18 protein-coding genes are annotated in these 22,418 nt (G+C 71.4%); 2 read left to right on the top strand and 16 right to left on the bottom strand.

Annotated elements, in window-relative coordinates; all coding sequences use genetic code 11:
- Positions 1 to 4: 4 nt before the first annotated feature.
- The 16 genes from M8A51_RS13210 to M8A51_RS13140 form a co-directional block, all read right to left on the bottom strand.
- Entirely contained in the window at positions 5 to 1,201 is a 1,197-nt protein-coding gene (locus M8A51_RS13210) for a phage late control D family protein (RefSeq protein ID WP_251778941.1), read from the bottom strand.
- An 8-nt stretch (positions 1,202 to 1,209) separates the two neighbouring features.
- Positions 1,210 to 1,896 carry a CIS tube protein gene (locus tag M8A51_RS13205; RefSeq protein WP_251778940.1) on the bottom strand — a complete coding sequence of 229 codons (687 nt, stop codon included), beginning with the start codon at positions 1,894 to 1,896 and terminating at the stop codon, positions 1,210 to 1,212.
- Positions 1,897 to 1,907: 11 nt separating this feature from the next.
- Positions 1,908 to 2,603, bottom strand: a complete 696-nt coding sequence (locus tag M8A51_RS13200; RefSeq protein WP_251778939.1) for a hypothetical protein — start codon at positions 2,601 to 2,603, stop codon at positions 1,908 to 1,910.
- Position 2,604: 1 nt separating this feature from the next.
- Positions 2,605 to 2,727, bottom strand: coding sequence for a DUF6760 family protein (locus M8A51_RS26280; protein ID WP_259371986.1), 123 nt, complete (start codon positions 2,725 to 2,727; stop codon positions 2,605 to 2,607).
- Positions 2,728 to 2,735: 8 nt separating this feature from the next.
- On the bottom strand, positions 2,736 to 3,131 hold the full coding sequence (locus M8A51_RS13195; protein ID WP_251778938.1) for a phage tail assembly protein: 396 nt from the start codon (positions 3,129 to 3,131) through the stop codon (positions 2,736 to 2,738).
- Between the two features lie 23 nt (positions 3,132 to 3,154).
- The gene (locus tag M8A51_RS13190; protein WP_251778937.1) at positions 3,155 to 3,589 is read right to left on the bottom strand and encodes a phage tail protein; all 435 of its coding nucleotides are present in this window, start codon (positions 3,587 to 3,589) and stop codon (positions 3,155 to 3,157) included.
- Between the two features lie 16 nt (positions 3,590 to 3,605).
- Positions 3,606 to 5,645, bottom strand: coding sequence for a phage tail sheath subtilisin-like domain-containing protein (locus M8A51_RS13185; RefSeq protein ID WP_251778936.1), 2,040 nt, complete (start codon positions 5,643 to 5,645; stop codon positions 3,606 to 3,608).
- Positions 5,646 to 5,659: 14 nt separating this feature from the next.
- A complete protein-coding gene (locus M8A51_RS13180) occupies positions 5,660 to 6,628 on the bottom strand; it encodes a Pvc16 family protein (RefSeq protein WP_251778935.1) in 969 nt (322 codons plus the stop codon).
- On the bottom strand, positions 6,625 to 9,813 hold the full coding sequence (locus M8A51_RS13175) for an eCIS core domain-containing protein (RefSeq protein WP_251778934.1): 3,189 nt from the start codon (positions 9,811 to 9,813) through the stop codon (positions 6,625 to 6,627). The genes M8A51_RS13180 and M8A51_RS13175 overlap by 4 nt, the downstream gene beginning before the upstream one ends.
- 9 nt (positions 9,814 to 9,822) lie before the next feature.
- Complete coding sequence (locus M8A51_RS13170; protein ID WP_251778933.1) at positions 9,823 to 11,988, bottom strand: eCIS core domain-containing protein; 2,166 nt, start codon at positions 11,986 to 11,988, stop codon at positions 9,823 to 9,825.
- 64 nt (positions 11,989 to 12,052) lie between these two features.
- Entirely contained in the window at positions 12,053 to 14,116 is a 2,064-nt protein-coding gene (locus M8A51_RS13165; RefSeq protein ID WP_251778932.1) for an eCIS core domain-containing protein, read from the bottom strand.
- The gene (locus tag M8A51_RS13160; RefSeq protein ID WP_251778931.1) at positions 14,113 to 16,326 is read right to left on the bottom strand and encodes an ATP-binding protein; all 2,214 of its coding nucleotides are present in this window, start codon (positions 16,324 to 16,326) and stop codon (positions 14,113 to 14,115) included. Before M8A51_RS13160 ends, M8A51_RS13165 begins: the two co-directional genes overlap by 4 nt.
- Positions 16,323 to 16,610 (bottom strand): hypothetical protein, encoded by a 288-nt coding sequence (locus M8A51_RS13155; RefSeq protein ID WP_251778930.1) that lies wholly within the window; start codon positions 16,608 to 16,610, stop codon positions 16,323 to 16,325. The genes M8A51_RS13160 and M8A51_RS13155 overlap by 4 nt, the downstream gene beginning before the upstream one ends.
- Positions 16,611 to 16,942: 332 nt before the next feature.
- Positions 16,943 to 17,920, bottom strand: a complete 978-nt coding sequence (locus M8A51_RS13150) for a sigma 54-interacting transcriptional regulator (protein ID WP_251778929.1) — start codon at positions 17,918 to 17,920, stop codon at positions 16,943 to 16,945.
- Between the two features lie 365 nt (positions 17,921 to 18,285).
- Positions 18,286 to 19,098, bottom strand: coding sequence for an AraC family transcriptional regulator (locus M8A51_RS13145; RefSeq protein ID WP_251778928.1), 813 nt, complete (start codon positions 19,096 to 19,098; stop codon positions 18,286 to 18,288).
- 46 nt (positions 19,099 to 19,144) lie between these two features.
- On the bottom strand, positions 19,145 to 19,621 hold the full coding sequence (locus M8A51_RS13140) for a GyrI-like domain-containing protein (RefSeq protein ID WP_251778927.1): 477 nt from the start codon (positions 19,619 to 19,621) through the stop codon (positions 19,145 to 19,147).
- Positions 19,622 to 20,029: 408 nt separating this feature from the next.
- On the opposite strand from M8A51_RS13140, the gene M8A51_RS13135 reads away from it, so the two are divergent.
- Together M8A51_RS13135 and M8A51_RS13130 are read left to right on the top strand one after the other, a co-directional pair.
- A complete protein-coding gene (locus M8A51_RS13135; RefSeq protein WP_251778926.1) occupies positions 20,030 to 20,755 on the top strand; it encodes a response regulator transcription factor in 726 nt (241 codons plus the stop codon).
- On the top strand, positions 20,752 to 22,410 hold the full coding sequence (locus tag M8A51_RS13130; protein ID WP_251778925.1) for a FecR domain-containing protein: 1,659 nt from the start codon (positions 20,752 to 20,754) through the stop codon (positions 22,408 to 22,410). The genes M8A51_RS13135 and M8A51_RS13130 overlap by 4 nt, the downstream gene beginning before the upstream one ends.
- Positions 22,411 to 22,418: the final 8 nt, after the last annotated feature.

The raw sequence follows: 22,418 nt of genomic DNA, 5'->3' as shown, positions 1-22,418 counted from the left end.
TCTCCTAGAACGACAGGCGGACCGGGACGGCGCCCTGGTCCGCGAGGGGAATCGAGCCGAACCACACTTCCTTGCGCGCGTCGAAGCGTGTGCGAAACCCGCCGCCGTCGATCGTGTGCGTCACCGACGTGACCCGGTAGAGCCCGCCGAACTCCTCGCCGGCGTTCTCGATGCGCGCCACCTGCCCGGCTCGCAGCTGCGGCTCGCCCACCACGTTGGCGCTGGCGGTGACGCGGCGGTTCAGGCGCGGGATGATCTCGGACACCAGCTTGCGCGGGATGGAGGTCGGGGTCAGCGGCTCGTCGATGAGGTAGTCGCCCGGCTGCATGCCGATCGGCACCATGCCGGGGTAGATCGACAGCGTCAGGCTCATGCGGTCCCAGTCGAAGCCGAGCGTGACCACGAACGTCATCTTGATGGCCGACACCCACACGAAGCCACCGATGGTGGCGATCTGCCCCACCTTGGACACGCGCGGCTGGAAGTCGATCAGCGAGCGGCCCCAGGCGAAGGTGTGGTCGGCCTGCAGGTGGTCGAGCGACGAGGTGAAGCGCAGCAGGTGCCCGCCGACGGGGCCGTCGTGCTCGACCAGCACGTCCCAGCCGTTCTCGGCGGCGATGCGGCCGAGGAAGTCGTAGTCGCTCTCGTTGGCCTGCTTGCGGATCACCTTCTGCGCCGACTCCGGGTCGGTGACCGCCACGAAGGTGTCGACCCCGCCGAGGATGATGGACAGCGCCGCGCCGACCGGGTCGAAGATCGGCAGCATCAGGTTCTCGAGCGTGACCAGGCTGGCGGTGGCGATGTCGGGCAGCGGCAGGTTTCCCGGGCAGGGCAGCGGGATCGCGAACCAGCGCACCTTGTTGCCTTCGCGCAGGCGGTGGCGGCGGTCGTGCGCCGTCACGGTGAAGGTCGGCATGGCACCCGACGGAAAACTGGCGCCACGTGCCACCACCTGGCCGTCGAACACTTGCGACAGCGGGTCGGGCGCATAGCCGAGCTCGAAGGTGACGGCCGTGTCGAGCTTGAACAGCGGGTGGTCGAGCCAGCGCAGCTGCTCGTTGGCCAGCACCAGCTGCAGCTCGTCCAGGCCCTCGTAGCCGGTGGTGCAGCTGACGCTCTGGATGCACGCGCGCAACTCGGCGGGTGCTGGCGCGCCGTCGATGCGCAGCGCGAACTCGGGGGCGAAGCGGGCGCGGTCCATGGTGTGCCTCAGGCGATCACGCGGCCCGAGTCGGGGTCGCGGTAGGGCAGGCGGGGCAGCCGCAATTGCAGGCCGGGTTCGAGCCCGCGCGCACGCTGCAGGCGGTTGGCGATCGCGATCACGCGCCACAGCTTCGGGTCGCCGTACTCGCGTGCGGCGATTGACGACAGCGTCTCGCCCTGCGACACGACGTGACGCTTGGAGTAGTCGGCCGTCTCGCGCTTGACCTCCTTTGCCTCCAGCTCGACGTTGCGGTATTCGCTGAAGGCCACCGTCAGCCGCGCGCGCACCGGGATGCCGTCCGGGCGGAACATCACGAACTTCTGGCCTGCACGCGACAGCACGCAAGTGAACGACAGCGAGCCCCAGGTGAACAGCAGCACCGGCGGCGCATGGGTCGACGGCTCGATGTTCATCAGGTCGGTCACCTGGCGGGTGAGCAGGCGCACGTCGCTCTGCGCCGCGTTGACCACGCGGCTGCCGACCTTGTGCTCTTCCCACGAGTCGACGAACAGCTCCATCTCCAGCGTCTGCAGGTTGCCGTTGACGAACTGCAGCAGCGGCGCCGATAACCCGGGGATCGCAGCCTGGGCGTAGGTGATCTCCCGGTTGAGCGTGTAGTCCTCCGGGTTGAACTGCACCGGGATCGCGGTGCCGGTGACGGTGTTGGTGATGAGGGCCTTCTCGAGGGACATGGTGGAGGCTCCTAGAGCTGCCCGTGGCGCTCGCGGTACGAGAGCACCTTGCGGTCCAGCTGCGCCAGCACGTGGTCAGTGACGCGCGCCAGCTCCTGCGGCGGCAGCGGCTCGCGCCCGGCGGGCCACGCGAGGGACCGGGCCGCCGCGAACGGGCTGTGCGCGGCCGGCGGCAGCGCCGTGGCCGCGCGTTCTGCAACGCCGGGCGCAGGTGCAGGCGCCGGCGGGCGCGACAGCACCACCGAGACGCGCGGGTAGGCCGCATGACGCTCGATGCGCATCGTGCGCAACACGTGGACCGATGGCACCGAGGTGTGCCGCTCGTGCCGCGTGGCGCTGCGCTCCAGGTGCGTGTGAGACCGCATGACCGTGAGCACCCGCATCGCCGGCGTCGCGACGGCCGGGCGCAGCGTCGTCACGCCGGGGCGCAGCGCGGTGCCTGCACGAACGAGGGTGCGTACGGAGGCCGGTGGCGCGGCAGGCCGCGGCGACAGCACCCACGTCCACGACGGCGCGAACCAGCGTGCGCCGGCCGCGTGCAGCACCGTGGCGCGGCGCCTCAGCAGCACCGGCGACAGCGGCCACGCACGCGTGCGCCCGGCAGCCGCCGCGGCGAAGCGCGAGACGAACGCACGATGCCGTTCCAGGCACGGCAAGGCAAGCCGCGCAGGCAGCGGTCGCAGGGTGAGGCGGGTCGGGTGCGGCATGTCAGCCCTCGTTCATGCGCTGGTTGATGGCAGACACTTCGGCCACCCAGCGGCGCCGCTCGCGGTGCTCCAGACCCAGCAGGTCGGCGGGCGTCCAGTGCAGGTGGTAGGCGAGGAAGGCCATCTCTTCCCTCAGTTGAGCGGCGGGGTAGCCGACCACACCCCGCGCGCCTCCCCCGGCAGCGGCTCCGCGTCGGCCTGCAGCGGCTTGCCGCAGTGCGGGCAGGCGCCGGCCGCCTCGTCGAGCGTGTTGACGCGGTTGTAGAGGGCCTGCAGGTAGGCCAGGTCGGTGGCGAACAGGTTCTCGATCACCTTGGGGTTCACCGCCGGCACGCTGCCGAGCCGCGTGACCACGCGCGACAGCAGGATGACGATGAGGTAGGCCTCGTTGGACTGCACGCGCGCATCCTTCATCGGCAGGATCTCGTCGGCTGCCGTTGCGCGGCGCATCACGCCGTCGCGGTGCAGGGTGCCGTCCTCGTCGAGATAGCCGCACGGCAGCTGGAACTCGAATTCGGTCTGGAACATGGGGGGTCTCCAAATGGGGCGGGTCAGGCGCGCGCCAGGCCCTCGTGAGCGAGCTCGAGCGTCTCGATCGCGAGCTCGCTCGACTCGGCGTTGAAGGCCGGGCCGGTCCACTTGGCCGGCCAGGCGTTGAAGAAGTTCCAGCGCACCTTCTCCTGGCCCTGGCGGTCCAGCAGCACGATCGAGCCGTTCTTGCGCTTGGCGGCCGAGTCGCCGTCGGCCCATTGCTTGTGCCACTCGTAGAGGTCGGTGTCGTCCGACATGCCCCACTTCAGGCTGAGGTTGGAGAACTTCACCTGGCCGGGGTACTTGCGCATGGTGATGTTCTCGCCGCCTTCGCGGTGCTCGACCACGTCGATCGACGAATCGAGGCCGCCCACTTCCTGGAAGGCGGCGCGGCGGATGCCGTCGATCTCGAGGCGGAAGTTGAAACTCGAGTAGGGGTCTTTGCGGGTCGCCATGGATGTCCTCCGTTGATCAGGCCTCGGTCACGTCCGAGCCGCCGTCCCAGATGCCGATGCGCACGATGACGAACTCGGCCGGGTAGCTCGGCCGCACGCCGATCTCGATGTGCAGCCGCCCGAGCTGCTGTTCCGAGAACGGGTTCAGCGCTTCGTCGATGCGCACGTAGAACGCCTCCTCGGCCTTGGCGCCGAACAGCGCGCCGTCGCGCCAGCTGCGCAGTAGGAAGTCGGTGAGGGTGCGCTTGAGCTTCTGCCAGAGCTCGAGGTTGTTGGGCTCGAACACGGCCCAGCGGATGCCCTCCTGGATCGACTCTTCCAGGTAGAGGAACAGCCGCCGGGTGCTGACGTAGTGCCAGTTGGTGTCGGTGGCCGTAGTGCGTGCGCCCCACAGCATCGGCCGCCCGCCGTCCTGGAACACCTGCACGATGTTGATGCCCTGCAGGTTGAGCTGGCCCTGCTCGATCAGGCTGATGCGGCGCTCGACGCCCAGCGCCCCGTTGACGATTTCGTTGGCCGGGGCCTTGTGCACGCCGCGCAGCGCGTCGCTGCGCGCGAAGATGCCGCACACATGGCCGCTCGGCGGCACCAGGATCGGGGGGCCGTTGTTGTCGGGCCCGACCCGCAGCCATGGCGCGTACAGCCCCGCGTAGCCGCGCGTCGAATCGAGCCCCCGGCGCTGCGTCTCGAGGCTGTTGGCGGTGGTGAAGAGGTCGGCGCCCGGGTTGGCGTCGAGCACCGCGAAGCGGTCGGCCAGCAGCTCGCAGTGCGCGACCAGGTGCTGCTGCACCGTCAGCATCAACTGCCCAGCGGCCGTCGGACGGTCGGGCACGGCGATGAAGTTGACGTCGTCGATGGCGGCGAGCCGGTCGATGGCGGCCGTGAAGTTGGCGACCGTCAACGAGCCCAGCGCTTCGGCCGCACCGTTCTCCACCGGGCTCATCGGCAGCGCGGCGCCGGTGCGCGGAATGGCATTGGCCACGGTGTTGGGCGGCGGCGGCTCCACCAGCGAGGCGGTCAGCAGGCCGCCGGCGTCGTTGTTGAGCACGTCGATCAGGTAGCGCGGGTGCGCCGGGTCCATCGACAGGCCGGGGTAGCCGACCACCACCGCACCCAGCGTGACGTCGAGCTGGATCTCGGTGGACATGGCCGTGACCGCGGGGCCACCCGGGTCCATGTTGAGCTGGATGTTGAGGCCCGAACGGAAGGTGACCCGGTAGCTGAAGGCGCTCAGGCCGCCCTGCGCGCCTTCGGTGAGCACCTCGCTGATGACCGAGTCGACGATCTGGGTGTCGGTGGCGGCGCCCTGCGTGATGGTGAGGATGGTGCCGGCCACCAGCTGGCCGGCCGGCAGCGGCCCGGCGCCGGCCGGCCTCAGGCGGATCGTGCGCGTACCGGTGGTGGTGTTGGCGAGCCGCATCGTGGCGGCGGCCAGCAGCGTCGACGACAGCGGCACCGCGAAGCGCACGGTGTCGCCGCTGACGCCGATCACCACGCGGCGGTCGGTGCCGGTCGAGAACGAGACCTCGTCGCCCGGCTTGAAGCGGTTGGCCACCTGGTCGGCCGTGATGGGGCCGGCGGCGGCCACGCGCACCGAGGACTCGCCCGCGGTGGCCTGCGCGGCCAGCGCCGCGGTCGGCCGGTACACCGCCACGTTGCTCAGCACCGGCGTGTCGGTCACGTTCACCGTGATGCCCAGGGCACCCAGCTGGCGGGCGCGCAGCTGCACCACCGGCCGGCTGTTGTTGACCGGGTTGATGCGGTCGTTGAGCGTCATGCGCTGGTAGGCGCCGTTGGAGGCGCGCACCACGTAGCAGACGTTGCCGCCGTTCTCGAAGTAGCCGCGCACCGCGTACCAGAGGTAGGTGCCCGGGACGGGATGCGGCCCGTAGGTGCTCTTGAACTGCTCCCAGGAAGTGATCTTGGTCGGTTCGTTGAGCACGCCGCGCTCGGCCACGCCGACGAAGGCCGCGGTGTTGGTGCCGACGCCCTGGATGGGGGCGCCCGGGGCGAATTCGTCGATGTAGACGCCGGGATAGGAAACCTGCACAGCCATACGTTGCTCCTTGATCAGAAGACGATGTCGTAGGAGCCCGACGGCTCCGGCACGGTGATCGCTCGCACTGGCGATGTCGGTTGCGCCGGTTGCGGCGGTGCGGGCGGGGAAGGGGGCAGCGGCAGCGCGGCAACGCGTGCACGCAGGTGGTAGTCGCCGGCGGGCACGTCGGCGAAGACGAAGCGGCCGCTCGAGTCGGCGCGCGCGATGGTGACCAGCGTGTCGGCCGGCGTCAGCAGCTCCACCCAGGCCAGCGGCACGGGCGTGGCGTCGGCGGCCGACACGTGCACCGTGCCGCCCAGGTGGAAGCGGGTGTTGAGCGTGGCCGGCAGGTCGCGCTGCAGCGTGTGCGAGTAGATCGTCGTCACCATCGGGCCGGCAGGCCGCGGCGCCTCTTTCAGGGCCACGGTGACGATGGCGTAGAGGCAGGGCTTCCAGCGGTGCGACGGGCCCATGGTGCCCCAGAACTCGCCGAGCTTGGGGAAGCCTTCCACCGGCAGCAGCGTCACCGGCATCTGTTCGTCGAGCAGCGGCGCAGGCACGGGGATCGCCGGCAGGCCGGGGCGCGTGGCGGCGCAGATCGCCACCGGGTCGAGCACGTCCGAGCGCCCGAGCGCGAGCGCCGCTTCCGACAGCAGCGCATGCTCGTCGATGGTCGGTTCGGTGGCCGGCGACACGGTCACCGGGCTCCAGGCACTGATGAGGTAGTGGCAGTCGACACGCCGCGGTGCCGGTGTCTCGTGGATCTCGGTGCCGACCGTGGTGCGCTCGCGCTCGTTGCTGCGCAGGCGGCGGTTTTCGCGCACGTCGGCCAGGTAGACGTTCAGCGAGCCGGCCGGGTTGCCGTTCATGTCGGTGATGCCCGGCACCGCGGTGCGCCAGTCGTCGTCGGGCGGCTGGAAGCGCACCTGCGTGTCCGCGGACAGCTCCGCCACCTGCCACCGGAACAGGCGGAACAGCAGCAGGTCGGCGTGCGCGATCATGGCGCCGCCTCCTCGTCCTCGCGCTCGCCGTCGCGCACCTCGGCCACGTTGGGCAGCCGCGGCACCGTCACCGGGCCGGCGCGGAAGGTTTCGGCCGGGTCGATGGTGACCGACTGGTGGCCGGCGGCGGTCGGCTCGGTGCGCACCACGCGGATGTAGACGTTGCCGTCGGCCGCCGCCTTGCGCACCACCGCGTCGATGGCCGGGTCGCCGAAGTCCATGCGCTGCCCCGGCGGCGCCTTGGGATCGATCGCGCCGGCCAGCTCCTGCTGCCAGTTGGCATGCGAGGGCTTGGCGCCCTTGGCTGCGGTGGGCGTGGTGACGTCGTTGAGGTAGATCGTCGCGCGCACCGGCCGGCCCTGCGCGTCGAACTCGATGCGCGCGGTGATCGAATCCACGCCAGGCGCATTGGAGCCCTGCGGCCGCAGGATGCCGAATTCGCCGGTGTCGAGGTGGCGGTTGTAGGCCTGGTTCTCGTTGGTGTCGGGCCGGATGGAGGTTTCGGTCACCGCGCGCGGGTCCTTGGCCGACGCGCTCGCGTAGCGCGAGCCGCGGCGCCCGCCGGCGCCGGTGGATTCCACCGGCCGGCCGTTCGCGCCAGTGCGCGGCGTGATCGGAACGATCTTGGGCGCCTCGCCGGCCGGCGTGAAGTTGCGGTCGTCGGCCTGGCTCTTCGGCATGGCCACGCCCTCGCCCTTGCCGAAGCGCTTGTCGCCTTCGGGCACGTAGCTCCAGCGCTGCTTGCCCTTGCCGGTGCGCACCCACACGATGGGCTCGGCATTCGGCTTGAAGGCCGGGCCGCTCGACGGCGAGGCATGCGCCGGGTCGCTGAGGTCGGCGAAAGAGGCCTGCGGATCGTCCGGGCCGCGCAGGGCCTGGGCCTTTTCCTTCGCGGTCTGGGCCTTGCTCTCGGCCTGCTTGGCCTTGGCACGGGCGTCGTTGGCCTGGGCGCGGGCGTCCTGCGCGCGTTGCTCGGCGGCGGCGGCCTTGGCGTCGGCAGTGTCGGCCTTGGCACGCGCCGAGTCTGCACGCTTGCCGGCGTTCTCGGCCTTGGTGCGGGCGTCGGCCGCGGCCTTGTCGGCCGCCAGGGCCGCCTTGTCGAGCTTGGCTTTTGCCTTCGCGTCGCCGCCGTTGGCCGCGGCCTTCTGCTGCGCCTCGGCCAGCGCCTGGGCCTTCTCGTCGGCCTTGGCCCGCTTGTCCTGCAGCGTCTGCGCGTTCTTCTCGGCGCGGGCCCGCTGCTCGTCGGCCCGGGCCTTGGCCTTCTGCGACGCCGCCTCGCGCGCCGCGGCCGAGTCCTCGGCCTTCTTGGCGCGCGCATCGGCGGTGTCTGCCTTGCGCTTGGCGCCCTGGGCGCGCAGGTCGGCCTTCTTCAGTGCCGTGGCCGAAGGCGGCTTCGCGACAGTGGCGGTCTCGTTGGCCGGGCCGGGCGTGGCCCCCCCGGCGTCGGCTGCGCTTGCCGCCGGTGCCTTCGGCACGCCGCCTTCGCTGCCGACGTCGCCCACCGGGCCGCCCTTCGGGGGCCCGCCCTTGTACTTGGGCGTCGGTTTGCCGGCGGCGCCGTTGCGGATGATCATCACGACCACGTCGACCACCGCCCGGACTACCGCGTTCAAATCTCGCTTCAGCGTCTGCTCGTAGCGCTCGGGGTCGGCCTGCAACTCCGTGTCGTTGTAGTCCTTGTACAGCTGCCACAGGTGCGGCACCACCTGCGCCAGCGCGCCGCACTTCAGCGCGATGTCGATGATCTTCTTCGACGCGCCCTTGCCCTTGAGCCCGACGATGGACAGCGCCGTGGTGAGCAGCCCGGACCAGAACGACGGCTGCGTGTGAAAGTCGTTCGGGTGGGCGCGCATCGTCTCGACGATGCCGCGGATGCCGCCGAGCGCGCCGACCACGGCCAGGCCCACCTTCACCTCGGTCGCGCCGACGAAGGCGCCGGCCACCTGGATGCCGACGGCGCCCAGCAGTTCACCCTTCTCGCGCTGGGTGAAGAGGCTGTCGTCCGCTTCCTTCTTCGGTGCGTCGATGACCTCGAGCACCTTGTCGCCGGCGTAGTCGTAGAGGTCCTGCACCTGCGTCGTCAGGCTGGCCTTGCCCTGTTCATCGACCCAGCCGGCCTCCTTCATCGCGTCGTTGGCCCCGCCCAGCGCGTCGGCCAGCAGGGCTTGCGGCGCGAACGGAGCGACCAGCACGCTGCCGACGCGGGCCACGGTCTTCGCGGTCTCGGGGTCGATGCCGGCCACTTCGGCGGTTTTCTCGACCACCGTGTTCTTCGCATCGCGCAGCTCGGAGCCGGCCCACACCACGGTGTCGGCCAGGTCGGTGACCTGCGAGACGGCGCCCTTGCTGACGCCGACCGCGAAGTCGACCTTGCGGGCCGCCGTCTCGCGCACGCCGAGGGCTTCGGGGTCGTCGACACCGGTGATCTCTTCCTTGATGTCGGTGATCACCGCGCGCTGGAAGTCGACGACGTTGCCCACCACCGGGCCGGCCGCATACGGGGCGTATTCGACCGCGACGTCCACGGCGTCGCCTGCCAGGTCGAGCGCGTCGCCGGCGACCTCGCGCACTTCGTCGGGCACCATCTCCTTGGCCTCGTCGACGAGCTGCGACGCGCCTTCGTACTTCTTTGAGAACCAGCCCTTGATGTCGGCCGCGACGCCCACGCCGGTGGCGCCCTCCACCGCGACCGTTCCGCTGCCGCTCGCGACCGCATCGGCCGCGCGGTCGGCCGCCTGCTCGTGCGGCGCCTGTGGGTCGAACGCCGGCCGCGGGCCGCCGCGCGACTGCTGCACCACGTGCGCGAGTTCATGCGCGAGCAGCCGCCGGCCTTCGCGCGTGTGCGGCGCATAGCGTCCCGGCCCGAACACGATGTCGCGGCCCACGGCATAGGCATTGGCGTGCAGGGCGTCGGCCGAGCTGGCTGCCGCCGGCCCGGCGTGCACGCGCACCTGCGAGAAGTCGGCGCCGTAGCGTGCCTGCATCTCCTGGCGGATGGTGTCGTCCAGCGGTGCGCCGGCGCCGAGCGCCTGGCCGATGGCGAGGTTGCCGCCGGCGCAGGCCGGCGCCACGGCCTGTTCCAGGGCGCCCGCGGCGCCTGCGCCGTGGCGCGCAGCCGGTGTGCGGCGCGCCGGGCGTCCGCCTTGCGGGCCCGGTGCAGCGCGGATGGAGCTTGTGTCAGCCATGGCGTGCCCTCATGGCTGCTTCAAGCGGATGAGCTTGCCCAGCTCGACGGTCGGCGCGGCGGTGCCGCCGGTGGGCGTGGCCCCGGGCGCCGCCTGGTCCGGCAGCGACACCTTCACCGGCCGCACGTAGACCTCGTTGGCTGCGATGGCCCGGCGGATCGAGTCCTCGACCGCCACGCCGCCGATCTTGCGGCCCCCGAAATCCATGCGGCCGGGTGCCGTCGCATCCAGCAACTCGCGGCGCCACTTGTCGTGCGTCGGCTTGGGGCCCTTGCGAGTGCCGGGGGTGGTGAAGTCGTTGAGATAGATGCGCGCGTTGCCGTTGCCGTCGATCACCGCGGTGATGGAATCGACCCCCGGCGTGCTGACGTTGTTGGGGCGCAGGACGCCGAGCTCGCCACCGTCGATGAGGGCGTTGTGGCCCTGCGACTGCGCGATGTCGGCCTTGATGGTGCGGTCGAAGCCATGCTGAGCGGCCTTGTTCTTGCGCGGCGCTTCGAGGCTGGAGCCTGTGCTGCGGCCGGCTTGCCGGCTGGTGCGTGCGGTGATGGGGTGCCCGGTCTGGCGGCCCGCACCGGCGGACTCGACCTGCAGGCCGCCGATGCGGCGCGGCTCGATGGCACTGGTGGGCGCTTCGCCCTCCGCTCGAAACCCGAGCTGACGCGCCTGGCTCTCCGGCATCACCACATGGGTGCGCGAAGGCGGCGACTTGGGCTGGCCTGCGCGGGTGGCGGTGCCGGCATGCTTGCCGAATTCCGGTGTGCCCTGGCGGAAGAACACCCCTTTCTTGCGGCCCTGGATCGGCACCGCGACCAGCGGATCTGCGGCCACGGCCGGCGTGCCGCTGCCCGCTGCCGGCGCGAGGACCGGCGCCACGCCGGCCTGCGCGGCTTGTGCCGCCTGCGCGGCGCCGGCCGTGGAGGCGGAGCCCGCCGACTTGCCGACGGCGCGCGGCCTGACGACGCGGCCCGAACGGCCCGAGCCGCGCCCGCCGCGTCCCCCGCGGCCCGTGCCCCGCTTGCGCGGGCGGCTGCGGCCCCCCCGGCCGGGCGCATTGAAGACCACATCGCCCAGCGCGGCGCCCGCTTCCGAGCCCTCTTCGCCGTCCAGGCCCCAACCCACCGCACCGAAGACGTTGGCGGCGATGTTCTCCGCCACGCGCGCGTTGCGCTCCTTGATCTGCGCGTCCTGCACGGCGAGGAAGTCGCGCCGGCGACCGATGTAGCCGGTGCCGTCGGGCAACTCGTCGAGGATGACTTCGTTCTGCCGCGCCTCCTCGCCTTCCGGGTCGAAGATGGGCACGCTGAGCGCACCGCGCTTCAGGTAGCGATAGCGCGTGGCCTGGGCCCAGATCGACACGGCGAAGTCGAACTCCTTGAGGTATTCGCCGACACCGCCGGAACTGACCTTGCACGCCATGCCGAAGCCATAGGGCCCGAGCAGGCGCATGGTCGCCGACCACACCACGCCCGGCTCCAGCGCCGCCATGCGTGCGTACCAGTGCCCGAAGCGGTATTCGTGGCGGCGAAACGCGAGCAGCGCCAGCACCAGCTCGGCATGCGCCTGCTCGCGTGCCTGCTGCCGGGCCTGGCGTTCCTGCGCTTCGCGCTCCATCACTTCGCGGCGACGCGCGGTGTCGGGGTCATCGGCCTTGGGCACGGGGGCGCACGCCACGCCGACGGCGGTGCCGCCTTCCACGTGCACGGCGGTGGCACCGGCCGCGACCTGATCGGCCGCGGCATCGGCCGCCTGCTCGTGCGGTGCCTGTTGCGACAGCGCGGGCGTGGGGCCGCCGCGGCGCTGCTGCACCACGTGGGCCAGCTCGTGCGCCAGCAGCCGGCGGCCGGTCGCGGAGTGCGGTGCATACGCGTGTTGCGCGAACGCGATGTCGTGGCCTACCGTGAAGGCCCTTGCGCCGAGGTCTGCAGCGCATGCATGCGCCTCGCCGTCGTCATGCACGCGCACATCGCCGAAGTCCGTGCCGAAGCGCGCTTCCATGTCGGCGCGCACCTGCGGATCCAGCCGTGCGCCGTTCATCGCGCCGCTGCGCGCGCGGTTGCCCGCACTGCCGGTCGCTGCCTCCCGCGCCGGATTCACGCCCGGCGCTGCCTCGCGGCGCGACAGCATGCCGTCGTGATCCACGTCGGTGCCGGCCGATGTCCGCCCGCGCTTCATGGCGCTCCCCCTCCGGCCATGGCACAAGACCGTCTCGGCGGTCGGCGGTGCGACGCGAGCGGCTTCATTCCAGCTCCTTCAGCCGCTGGCTCCACAGCGCGCGCATGTGGGCGCCACGCCCGCCATCGGAGGCCTGCCCCGCCTCGCGGTTCTGCGCCTCGGCGTAGGCACGCAGCGTGTCGAGCGAGATGTTCTTTGCGCGGGCAAACGCGACCAGGTCCTCGAAGGGGATGTCTTGCAGCGGCAACGAGAACGTCGTGGTCGTGGTGTTCTCGTTCATTGCGAAGCCCCACTCGTGGTGGTCGCTCGAGACGTTGAGGTTGACCGGCGAGACGGCCACGCTTTTCAACGAGGTGCCGATGTAGACGTCCGAGTGGACCCAGCCGGTCACCTCGGGGTCCTTGTAGGTGTGCGCCGTGGTCTGCACGGTCACGTTCGCGTACAGCGACCCGCCCGGTGCCGTCATCGCCGAGAGGTAGACGAAGTCGCTGAGGTCGTTCAGCTTGGCTTCCAGCTGGGGCTGGATCTTCTCCATGTCCTTCTCGTACAGGTAGGTCCACACCTTGTCCTGCAGCCAGGCGCCGCCGACGGCAAGCGCCGCACCCGCCAGGCCACTGCCGAAGCTGCGACCAAAGGTGCGGAAGCTGGGGTAGCGCATCTGCACCTTCGGCGTGAAGCTCGGCACCGGCCGTGCAGCCGGGGGCGCCACTGCCGGCGTGGCCACCTTGGCCGGCGCCGTGGCCGCGGGGCCGGTGGCCGCTGGACCAGCCGGCACTTTCGCGGCGGGCGGCGAGGCGAGCCGGGCCGGAGGCGCCGCGGTCGCCGGCTTCCCCGTCTTGGCCCCTGCGGGGGCCTTGCCTGCCGATGGTTTCGCGGAGGCGGCAGCCTTCGCCGCGGGAGTCCGGGGGGACGACGATGTTCCCGGTGCCGGTGTCTTGACGGCCGGCTGAGCCGCCGCAGTCGCTTTGGGCGGCGGCGCCTTGCCGCCGCCTTTGTTCGCCGCCGCCGCCTTGTCGGCGGCGGCTTCGCGGATGCCGCGCTGCACCGCGGCGGCGAGCCGCTGGCGCTTGTCCGGGTACTCGGTCGTCGCGTAGCGCTGATCGAACTCCCGTGCGTGCTGCACGATGCGCGTGAGCACCGCCTTCTGGTCTGCGGCGGGCAGGCGCGAGAACAGGCGCCCGTAGCTGCGGCGCGCCCCCCGCTTGGCGTCCCGGGCGAGCGCGCCGCGCCGCTTCAACTCCTGCTCGAGCAGCAGGTACAGCTCCTCGTGATAGAGGTAGTGCAGCTCCTTGGTCAGCCGGATGTAACGCTGCACGCGCCGGCCGCCGAGGAACTTCGGCAGCCCATGGTGCTCGTCGACGTCCTTCAGCCGATCGGCATGGCGCGCCGTCTCCGATCTCCCGGTGCGGCGCGTGGTGCGCTCCTCGGCCAGTTCGGCTTTCTGGTCGGGGTCGTGGGCGCGTTCGCCGAACACCTCCAGCGTGTGCTTGCGCCGCACCGCGTCTGCATCCGGCAGTTTGCGGTCCGACACCAGGGTGTCGGTGCGCCGCGTCTTCGAACCCTTGCCACCTTGCTTGCCGCCCTTCTTGCGCTTTTCATCGTCTTCGGGTTCGCGCGCGACGCCGACTGCCGCGGCGCCTTCGACCGGCACCGCGGCGGCACCCGCAGCCACCGCGCCGGCCGCACGATCCGCTGCGCGCTCGTGGGCGGCGTCGTCGTGCTGGCGCGGCGCCGTACGCCCGCGGCGCTGCTGCACCACGTGCGCCAGCTCGTGCGCCAGCAGCCGGCGCCCCTGCGGCGATGCGGGAGCGTACCGGTCGGCGGAGAAGACGATGTCCTCGCCCTGCGCAAACGCCTTGGCGCCCAGTGCCTCGGCCAGGGCGTTCGCCTCGGGACCGTGGTGCACGCGCACGCTGTCGAACCCGGTGCCGAAGCGCGCCTCCATGTCGGCTCGCACGGCCGGGTCCAGCGGCGCGCCGTCCGCGGGGGGCACCACCGTGCGGTGGCCGCCGCGCATGCCCCCAGCGGCATCCTGTGCCGTGTTGCGCTGCGCATCGCCCACGTGCTTCGCATGCGCAGGGAGCGGCCTGTCGGCGCTGCGCTGCCGGTGGGCCGGCGGGCGCCTCATGCCGCCCTCCGTTCGCCTGTGGCAGGCACGGGACCGAGGGTCTTGCCGAACTTCTGGTATTCGCGCCGCGTCGCGTGCAGCAGGTGCTCGCGGGTGACCGGGCCGTTGTCGGCGGCCGCGAGGTAGAGCGCGGCGGTGACGACGTTGCGGATGTTGCCGCCGGAGAGCTTGTAGTCGCGTGCCAGCACGGCGAAGTCGACCTCGTCGGTGCGCCGCGCTGCCGCCGGCCACAGCGTCTGCCACAACCGCAGCCGTTCGGCCTCTTCCGGGAACGCGAAGTTGATGCAGAACGTCAGCCGCCGGGTGAAGGCGTCGTCGAGGTTCTGCTTCAGGTTGGTCGCCAGGATCGCCACGCCGTCGAACTGCTCGATCTTCTGCAGCAGGTAGGCGATCTCGATGTTGGCGTAGCGGTCGTGCGCGTCCTTCACCTCGCTGCGCTTGCCGAACAGCGCCTCGGCCTCGTCGAAGAACAGCACCGCGTTGGCGTGCTCGGCGGCCGCGAAGACGCGGTCGAGGTTCTTCTCGGTCTCGCCGATGTACTTGCTGACCACCGCCGACAGGTCGATGCGGAACAGGTCGAGCTCGAGCGCATGGGCGACGATTTCGGCCGCCAGCGTCTTGCCGGTCCCCGAGGGGCCGGCGAACAGCGCGTTGATGCCGTTCGCGCGGCGATGCACGCCGTCGCCGCACCAGCGGCGCACCGTGTCGCGCAGGGCCACGCGCGTGCACATCTCGCGCAGCTGCGCAATCACTTCCGGGGCCGCCACCAGGGCCTCGAAGCCGGCGGCCGGCCGGATACGCTGTGCCAGGCGTGCAAGTTCGTCGCCGCACAGCCGGCGTGCAGCGGCCGCGAGGTCGCTGGCAGCAACGGTGGACGGGCCGCCGCGCAGGCGCAGCTCTCGCTCCAGGTCGGCCGCCGCCTGGCGGATCTGCGCGCGGCTGAGCGCGAAGCGTGTGGACACCGAGGACAACTGATCCTGCGGCACGGCGAGGCCGCGCTCGGTGAGAGCCTCGTCCCAGCAGTGCAGGCGCAGTTCGGCGTCCGGCCACTGCAGCTCGATGCGGTCGACGGACACCGCTCGTGCGCCGACGCACGGCAGCGGGGCATTGAGCGACAGCACGAAGGCCACGCCGGGGGCCGCCAGCAGGTCTTGCAGCAGGCGTGGCAACTGCGGGTCGTGGGCACTCATGCGGGCCACGCCGTGCAGGTAGGGCAGGCCGCCTTGCAGCCGAGCTGCGAGCGTCTCGGCGTCGACCACGGCGCGCAGTTCTTCCGCCGACGCGCAGGCCCGCAGGTCGACGACGCGCAGTGTCAGGCCGGCTGCGCCGGCGATGTACCGGGCCAGATCGAATTTGCCGGCGCCGTCCGGCCCCTGCAGCATCAGCCGCACCGGCTCGGCATGCGCGCGGGCCTCGTGCACGATGCGGCCGACCTGGGCCGCCACCTCGGAAGGCGCGGCATGGAGCGCCGGCCGCTCGGCGCGGGGCGCTGCGGCCTGCGCCGGGGACCGGGTCAGTGCGGCGAGCCAGGGGGCACTCAGGCGCAAGCCCAGCCCCAGCCCCGGCGCCGCGACGCCGGCGCCACCGGCCTGCAGCACGCGTGCGCGCATCAGCGGCGCACCCGGCTCGAATCGCTCCAACACCTGCAGCCGCCCGGCCGGCGAGCCGCCGAGCAGGTTGGCGATCAGGTCCGGCGCGGGTTGCCGACACTGGATGTCGTCCTGCAGGTAGCCGTAGATGCGCTCGTAGCGCAGGTCGACGTGGGGTGCGAGCACGACGACAGCAATCGCGACGTCGACGGGGTCGAGCGCCGCGCCGTGCACGACGCCGGCCAGAACGGGCGACGCGAGGATCGGTGCGGCGAGCGCGGCCGCCGCATCGCCGCCGACCGCGAACGCGGCATCGCTCTCGTGCAGTGCCGCGACCCGGTCGCCGCGCAGCGCACGCCGCACGTCTTCCACATCCAGATGCATGCCGCGCCAGGGATCGAGCAACGTGGCCGGCCCGAGCAGGCGTGCCGTCTTGTCCACGGCCACCGCGAGCAACCGGTCGAGCACGGCCAGCGTGGCGGCGACGACCGCCGGCGCATCGAGGGGGGCGGCGGCCGACCCGGCGGCGACTGCGGCCGCACTGCTCGCCATGGGCGCTTCACCGCCGTCGCGGGGGGCGCGCCGGCGCTTGAGCCGGGCGGGAGGGTCGGGCAGGTTCATGGCGCCTTGCTCCCCGGGGCATCGCTGCGGCGGCGGCAATACATGGTCGCCCCCGCCGGGATCGGAACGCGGTCGATCAAGGCCTGGTGCTCCAGCAGCACGAGCGCGCTTTCCACCGTTTCCGTCGCGTCTTCGAGCCGGATGCGTGGCAGCCACCATTGCAGGATGCCTTCCAGCGTGTCGCACGCCGTCGGTCGCCGGGCCAGGTAGGCCAGGATTTCGCGCGCGACCTTCTCGGCGTCGGCCTCGGACGGCGAAGAGGGCAGCAAGGGGCTCATGCTCATGCGTGAGCTTTCGCACGACTTGTGCCACCCCGAAAAACCACGCAAGTCCTTGATTTGCAAGGCAAGCCTGTTGGGCGGGTGGGGTACGGGCGACCCGGCGGCGGGTGCCGTCGCAGGCCTGTTCGACGCAACGACGCCCCTGCGGGCACGACCGGGTCGCACATGACCCGGGCGTGGGTGCCGCGTGACCCGCAATGGCACATGAAAGCGCGCGTGGCGAACCGGGAGCCCGGGGGCGCCATGCCACGTCGGCGATGAGGGGGGGCGCGGGCTGGCGGGCCGCGCGGCCGTTGCATCGTCACACGGCCCGAGTGGGCCGCGCCCCGCGGGGTTCAGTGAGCCGAGTGACCCCTGAAGCTGGTCGCGTCGAGCGCGTAGCGCTTGAGCAGCCGTGCCAGTGCTCGGCGTTCCTTGCCCGCTTCGCGGGCCGCGTGCGTGATGTTGCCGCCATGCCGGCGCATCAGCTCGCACAGATAGTGCCGGTCGAAGGACTCGATGGCGCGGGCGCGCGCGTCGCGGTACGACGTCGCCCCGGCGGCGGCCAGGTCGGCGGGAGTGATTTCCTCCTGCAGCGGCCGCAGTTCGTCGGTGTCGCCGAACAGCAGGCCGCGACACACCCAGTGCTGCAGCTCGCGCACGTTGCCGGGCCACGCGTGGCCGCGGATCCAGGTGCAGGCCGAGCTGTGCAGCGGCCGGTCGGGCAGCCGGTAGCGGCGCGCCAGGCTGCGCACGAAGTGCTCGGCGAGCAGCACCGCGTCACCGTCGCGTTCGCGCAGCGGCGGCACCTTGAGGCCCACGAGCCGCAAGCGAAACAGGAGGTCGCCACGGAAGCGGCCCTGCTTCACGAGCTGGTCGAGGTCCTGGTTGCTCGCCGCCAGCACGCGCACATCGAAAGACACCTCGCGGCCGCCGCCCAGCGGCCGGTAGGTCGGTTCCTCGAGCAGGCGCAGCAGCATCGCCTGGCCTTTCAGCGGCAGCGAATCGACCTCGTCGAGGAACAGCGTGCCGCCGTTCGCCACGCACAGCAGGCCGGGGGTGTCGGCCACGGCATGGGTGTAGGCGCCGCGCCGGTGGCCGAAGAACTCGTTCTCGACCAGCGTCTCGGGCAGCGCGCCGCAGTTGACCGGCACGAAGGGGTGGTCGGCGCGGGCGCTGTGATAGTGCAGGGCACGCGCCGCGATGTCCTTGCCGGTGCCCGTCTCGCCCTCGATCAGCACCGGCACGTCGTAGCGTGCCGCCCGCTCGATGCGCTGCTTCAGGCGCGCAAAGGCGTCGGAAACGCCGATCATCCCGCACAGGTGGTCTTGCATCACTGGGCACCTCCTCCGAACGTCGTGGGGCGCAGGCGCGTGCGTCATGGGCCGGGTGGACCCGGCCCTCCTGCGGCCTCGCCGCGACATCGGGTGGTTGGCGCAGACGGCATCCTGATACGGCTGACCGCCTGTCGGCGCCTGCGCAACCGCTACGCCAGTGCACGGCGAGCCGGACCGACAACATTTGCTCGTGCGGCAGGCATGCGGGGCGAGCTGCTTCTCTCCGCATGCCCAGGCGATGGGGACGGCGTGGGGGCCGGCCGTTCGTCCTGTGGCGAGATGAGTTTCACGGAAAGCCCCGCACGTGTCATCACCCCCTTAGGGTGGGATCGCGATGAACGGACGTCCCGCAGCGGGGACCGTCAACGAGGGTCGGGCAGGGGCCGGTCGTCGAGCGGCAGCCGTATTTCGGTGAGCAGGTCGCCCGGCGCGGTGGTGCGCGGGTCGTTCAGATACTCCTCGACCAGCGGTGCATCGGCAGGGACGAGGCCGGACTCGACCAGCCAGGTGCCGTAGAGCCAGCGGTAGGCTTCGTGCATGGTCGCGTAGGGACCCCGGTAGGTCAGCACGGCATACCAGCCGCCGCGGATCGGCGTGTCGACGAGCGGGTGGTGCGGCTCGACGACGAGGCACGCCGTGGAGCGCAGCGAGCCCACCGGCGTGCACGCGGGATCGTCGTGGTAGAGGCCGACCATGCGCAATGGCGGTGTCACCTCGCCGCGGCTGACGTGCCGGCCCACCAGCGTCTCGAACGCTCGCCCGATCGCCATGTACGAACCCCGATGCTCGAGACCGACGGCCGCGAGCGCCGGCAGCTGTTCGACACGCACCGGATGGGCCGCCGCGGCGGCGGCTCGCCGCTGCAGGAATTCCGCATGCTGCCCGGCGACGCGAAAGCGCGCCGGCGTCAGGCCGTAGGCCGCCTTGAAGATGCGCGTGAAGGAGCTGACATCTTCGTAGCCGCAGCGGCGCGCGACCTTCGCGACCGGCCAGCGGGTGTGGGCCAGGTCGCCCGCAGCCCGGTGCAGCCGCAGACGTTTGACCGAGGCGGCCAGCGTCTCCCCATGCACGGCGTGATAGATGCGATGCCAGTGGTGCGGGGAGAGGCAGGCGATGTCCGCGAGCCGGTTCAGGTCGAGGTCGTGGTCCAGGTGGGCGTGAATGTACTCCGTCACCCGCAGCAGCCGGTCGGCATGATCGGTTCGCCGCGGCTGCAGCGGTTCAGAAGGCGTCGCCGGGTTCGACCCCGATGCACAGCTCGATGCCGCCGTCCGGTCCATATCGTTCATAGTCGGCCAGATAGGTTTTGCGAAGATCGTCGCGCTGCCAGACGCGCTGCCATGCGGCGCCGACGAGGTCCGGGCGCCCCTTCTCGACCGGGAAGCGCACCCGGCGCGACGGTGCCACCCGCACCGACACCATCCCGGGCGGCACCTCCGGGCGTCCGTGCACCGGGCAGCCGATCACCAGCGAGTATCGGCCGCCATTGTCGATGCCTTCATGCTCGAAGTGCGTGTACACCGCGATCACGTCTTCGCCCAGGCGTTGCGGCACGCTCGCCGGCACCTGCTGCTGCGAGAAGCGGCGCCAGTGGTCAGGGATGGTGCGGCCGGCTTCGTCGTTGGACGTGCGCAGCTCGATACCGATGACCAGCAGCGGGTCGCGCTGGTCGAAGTGGTCCGTGGGGTGGGTGCTCACCGGTCAGTCCTCGTTGTGAATGAGGACTGAATGGTGCGGCCGGGTGACTTGACGATTCTTGCGGACTTGCGCCGGCAACGGGCTCACGCCGAAGCGTCGTCGACCGCCTGCTCGCTCCCGACCGTGCCCGCCGGCACGCCATGGATGCGCGTTGAGTGCACTGCACATGCGCCCGGGAGACCCGTGGGACGTCGACACGCTGGCCGAGGTGGCCGCGCTGTCGGCATATCGGTCGAACAATTCACGCTGCTCGATCATCTCTGTGCCTACGGAGGGCCGGCGCTTCGGGTCCCGCAACCCGGCGCGTTCTTTTTGGAGAGAATGGCGCGTTCCGAACAGAAAGCCAAACCGCAGTACCTGCTCCAGGGGCGCGCTCGGTGCGGCGCAACAAGGAGAGGAAGCAAGACCATGCGTGTGGCGGCACTCGACGACGATCCTTCGCAGTTGGATCTGGTGCAGCGATCGGTCAAGGCTTCAGGCCATGAATGTGCGATCTTCAGCAAGGGGCAGGCGCTGTTGCGCGAACTGCGCCGCGAGAGCTTTGACCTGCTGGTGCTGGACTGGCAACTGCCTGACGTGGCCGGCATCGATATCGTGCGCTGGGTGCGGCAGAACTACGGGCATCCGGTGCCCATACTGCTCCTGACCAACCGCGGCGACGAGCGCGACATCGTCGAGGGCCTGTCCAGCGGCGCCGACGACTACATGGTCAAGCCCATCCGCGTGCACGAGCTGGTGGCGCGGGTGAGGGCGCTCATCCGCCGAAGCTATCCGCAGCAGGAACAGCTGGTCCTGGGCTATGGCGGCTACTGCTTCAACCTGGCATCCCGGACCGTCGAGTTCGAGGGGCAGCCGATCGAGCTGAAGCAGAAGGAGTTCGATCTGGCCCGCTGCCTGTTCGCCAACCAGGGGCGGCTGCTGTCGCGGGCCTATCTCATCGAAACGGTGTGGGGCCGCGCTGCCGACATACCGTCGCGCAGCCTGGACACGCATGTCTCGTCGCTGCGCAGCAAGCTCAACCTGCGCCCCGCGCGCGGCTACCGGCTGACCGCCGTGTACGGGCAGGGGTATCGGTTGGAGGCGATTGCCGAGCTGGCAGACAGCCTGCCTGCAGCGGTCGAGGGCCAGGCATGAACCGCGCGGTGAAGCACGCGTGCGTGGCGGCCTTCGCGCTGCTGGCGACGGCAGCGGCGGCCAACGAGCACATCAACTATGAAGTGCAGCAGGGCGACACCTTGTATGCCGTCTCGCAGCGCTACCTTGAGAGCGCCGAAGACTGGCGGTTGCTCGCGCGCATCAACCGGGTGCGGGACCCGAAGCGGCTCACGCCGGGCAGCATCCTGATGCTGCCGGTGTCGCGCATGCTGGGCGTCGCGCAGCGCGCCACGGTGCTCTACGTGAAGGGCGCCGCAGTGGCGCGCCAAGGTGCGCACGCACCCGAGCGCGGCTTGCAGGCGCGCGACGTGCTCGACGAAGGCACGACGATCCAGGTCGAGCCCGGGGGCTTCGTCACTGTACGGCTGGACGACGGATCGGTGCTGCACCTGCAGGGCGGCACGCGCGTCACGCTGCAGCGGCTGCGCGAGATCAAGGAGGCCGGCCGCCGCCAGAACGTGATCCAGCTGGACGAAGGACGCGTCGATTCGGACGTCTCGCGCCAGCCGAAGGGCTCGCGTTTCGATGTGCGCACCCCGCTGGCCGTGGCCGGCGTGCGAGGCACCCGTTTCGGCGTGTCGGTGCCTGCGGGTGGCGGGCGCATGCTGTCCGAGGTGGTCGAAGGACAGGTCGCGGTGACGCCAAACGCCGGCTCGCAAGACGCCCAGGTGATGGCCGGTCAGGGCGCCGTGGTCGCTGCGGCCGGGCAGGCGCCCCAGGTGCGCACGCTGCTGCCGGCACCGCGGCTCGAGCTGCCGGCGGGGCCGATCGAGCGGTTGCCGTTCGAGCTGCCGCTGGCCAGGGCGAACGACGCGCGAGGCTACCGCATACAGGTGGCGGAAGACACGCAGTTCGTGCGCGTGCTCGTGGACGAGACCGGCACCCACCCTGCGCCGCGCCTGGACGGCCTGCCGGACGGCGCCTACACGCTGAGACTGCGGGCGATCGATGCCGACGGGTTGATGGGCGAGGAAACCACCGTGCCCCTGCGCATCAAGACCCAGCCGCTGCCTCCGCTGGCGCGCTCGCCGCTGCCGGGGCAGGTGTTCGGCCCGGGCGCCGTCGAGCTGCGCTGCACCGAGGTGCCCGGCGGCGTGGCCTACCGGCTGCAGCTGGCGCGGGACCCGCAGTTCACGACGCTGGTCAAGGAGGCGACGCAGCGCGACCAGTGCCGCTTCGCGACGGATCTGGCCGAGCCCGGCGAATACCACTGGCGCGTGGCGACGCTGGCGCCGGATGCCGGCGGCACGGAAGAGCGCGGGCCGTTCAACGATGCCAGCCGCTTCACCGTGGTGCCCGTGCCGGTGGCGCCCGAGCCGGCGGTGGAAACCACTGACGGACTGACGGTGCACTGGGCCGGCGCGCCTGGAGAACGCTACCAGGTGCAGTTGGCGGCCGACGTCGATTTCCGCGAGATCGTGCGCGACATCGAGGTCACGCAATCCCGCGCGCGGCTCGAGCTGCCCGCCGGGTGCCGGGCGTATTTCCTGCGCCTGCGCACGATCTCGGCGCATGGCCTGGCGTCGCCTTATTCGGCGGCGCGGCGGGTCAGCACGCCGGCCGGCGTGTGCACCTCGGACGGCGCGCCGGTGAACGTGCGGTACGGCACCGAGCTGGGCACGCAGTCGCCTTGAGCGTGCGC

This window comes from Caldimonas mangrovi (assembly GCF_023721835.1).
GTDB lineage: Bacteria > Pseudomonadota > Gammaproteobacteria > Burkholderiales > Burkholderiaceae_C > Caldimonas > Caldimonas mangrovi.
The sequence above is the reverse complement of the archived record's forward strand: the minus strand, read 5'-3'. Positions and strand labels throughout refer to the sequence as shown.

Coding starts and splice junctions, on each gene's coding strand:
- M8A51_RS13210 (WP_251778941.1), bottom strand. CDS start 1,201: ATGGACCGCGCCCGCTTCGCCCCCGAGTTCGCGCTGCGCATCGACGGC.
- M8A51_RS13205 (WP_251778940.1), bottom strand. CDS start 1,896: ATGTCCCTCGAGAAGGCCCTCATCACCAACACCGTCACCGGCACCGCG.
- M8A51_RS13200 (WP_251778939.1), bottom strand. CDS start 2,603: ATGCCGCACCCGACCCGCCTCACCCTGCGACCGCTGCCTGCGCGGCTT.
- M8A51_RS26280 (WP_259371986.1), bottom strand. CDS start 2,727: ATGGCCTTCCTCGCCTACCACCTGCACTGGACGCCCGCCGACCTGCTG.
- M8A51_RS13195 (WP_251778938.1), bottom strand. CDS start 3,131: ATGTTCCAGACCGAATTCGAGTTCCAGCTGCCGTGCGGCTATCTCGAC.
- M8A51_RS13190 (WP_251778937.1), bottom strand. CDS start 3,589: ATGGCGACCCGCAAAGACCCCTACTCGAGTTTCAACTTCCGCCTCGAG.
- M8A51_RS13185 (WP_251778936.1), bottom strand. CDS start 5,645: ATGGCTGTGCAGGTTTCCTATCCCGGCGTCTACATCGACGAATTCGCC.
- M8A51_RS13180 (WP_251778935.1), bottom strand. CDS start 6,628: ATGATCGCGCACGCCGACCTGCTGCTGTTCCGCCTGTTCCGGTGGCAG.
- M8A51_RS13175 (WP_251778934.1), bottom strand. CDS start 9,813: ATGGCTGACACAAGCTCCATCCGCGCTGCACCGGGCCCGCAAGGCGGA.
- M8A51_RS13170 (WP_251778933.1), bottom strand. CDS start 11,988: ATGAAGCGCGGGCGGACATCGGCCGGCACCGACGTGGATCACGACGGC.
- M8A51_RS13165 (WP_251778932.1), bottom strand. CDS start 14,116: ATGAGGCGCCCGCCGGCCCACCGGCAGCGCAGCGCCGACAGGCCGCTC.
- M8A51_RS13160 (WP_251778931.1), bottom strand. CDS start 16,326: ATGAACCTGCCCGACCCTCCCGCCCGGCTCAAGCGCCGGCGCGCCCCC.
- M8A51_RS13155 (WP_251778930.1), bottom strand. CDS start 16,610: ATGAGCATGAGCCCCTTGCTGCCCTCTTCGCCGTCCGAGGCCGACGCC.
- M8A51_RS13150 (WP_251778929.1), bottom strand. CDS start 17,920: ATGCAAGACCACCTGTGCGGGATGATCGGCGTTTCCGACGCCTTTGCG.
- M8A51_RS13135 (WP_251778926.1), top strand. CDS start 20,030: ATGCGTGTGGCGGCACTCGACGACGATCCTTCGCAGTTGGATCTGGTG.
- M8A51_RS13130 (WP_251778925.1), top strand. CDS start 20,752: ATGAACCGCGCGGTGAAGCACGCGTGCGTGGCGGCCTTCGCGCTGCTG.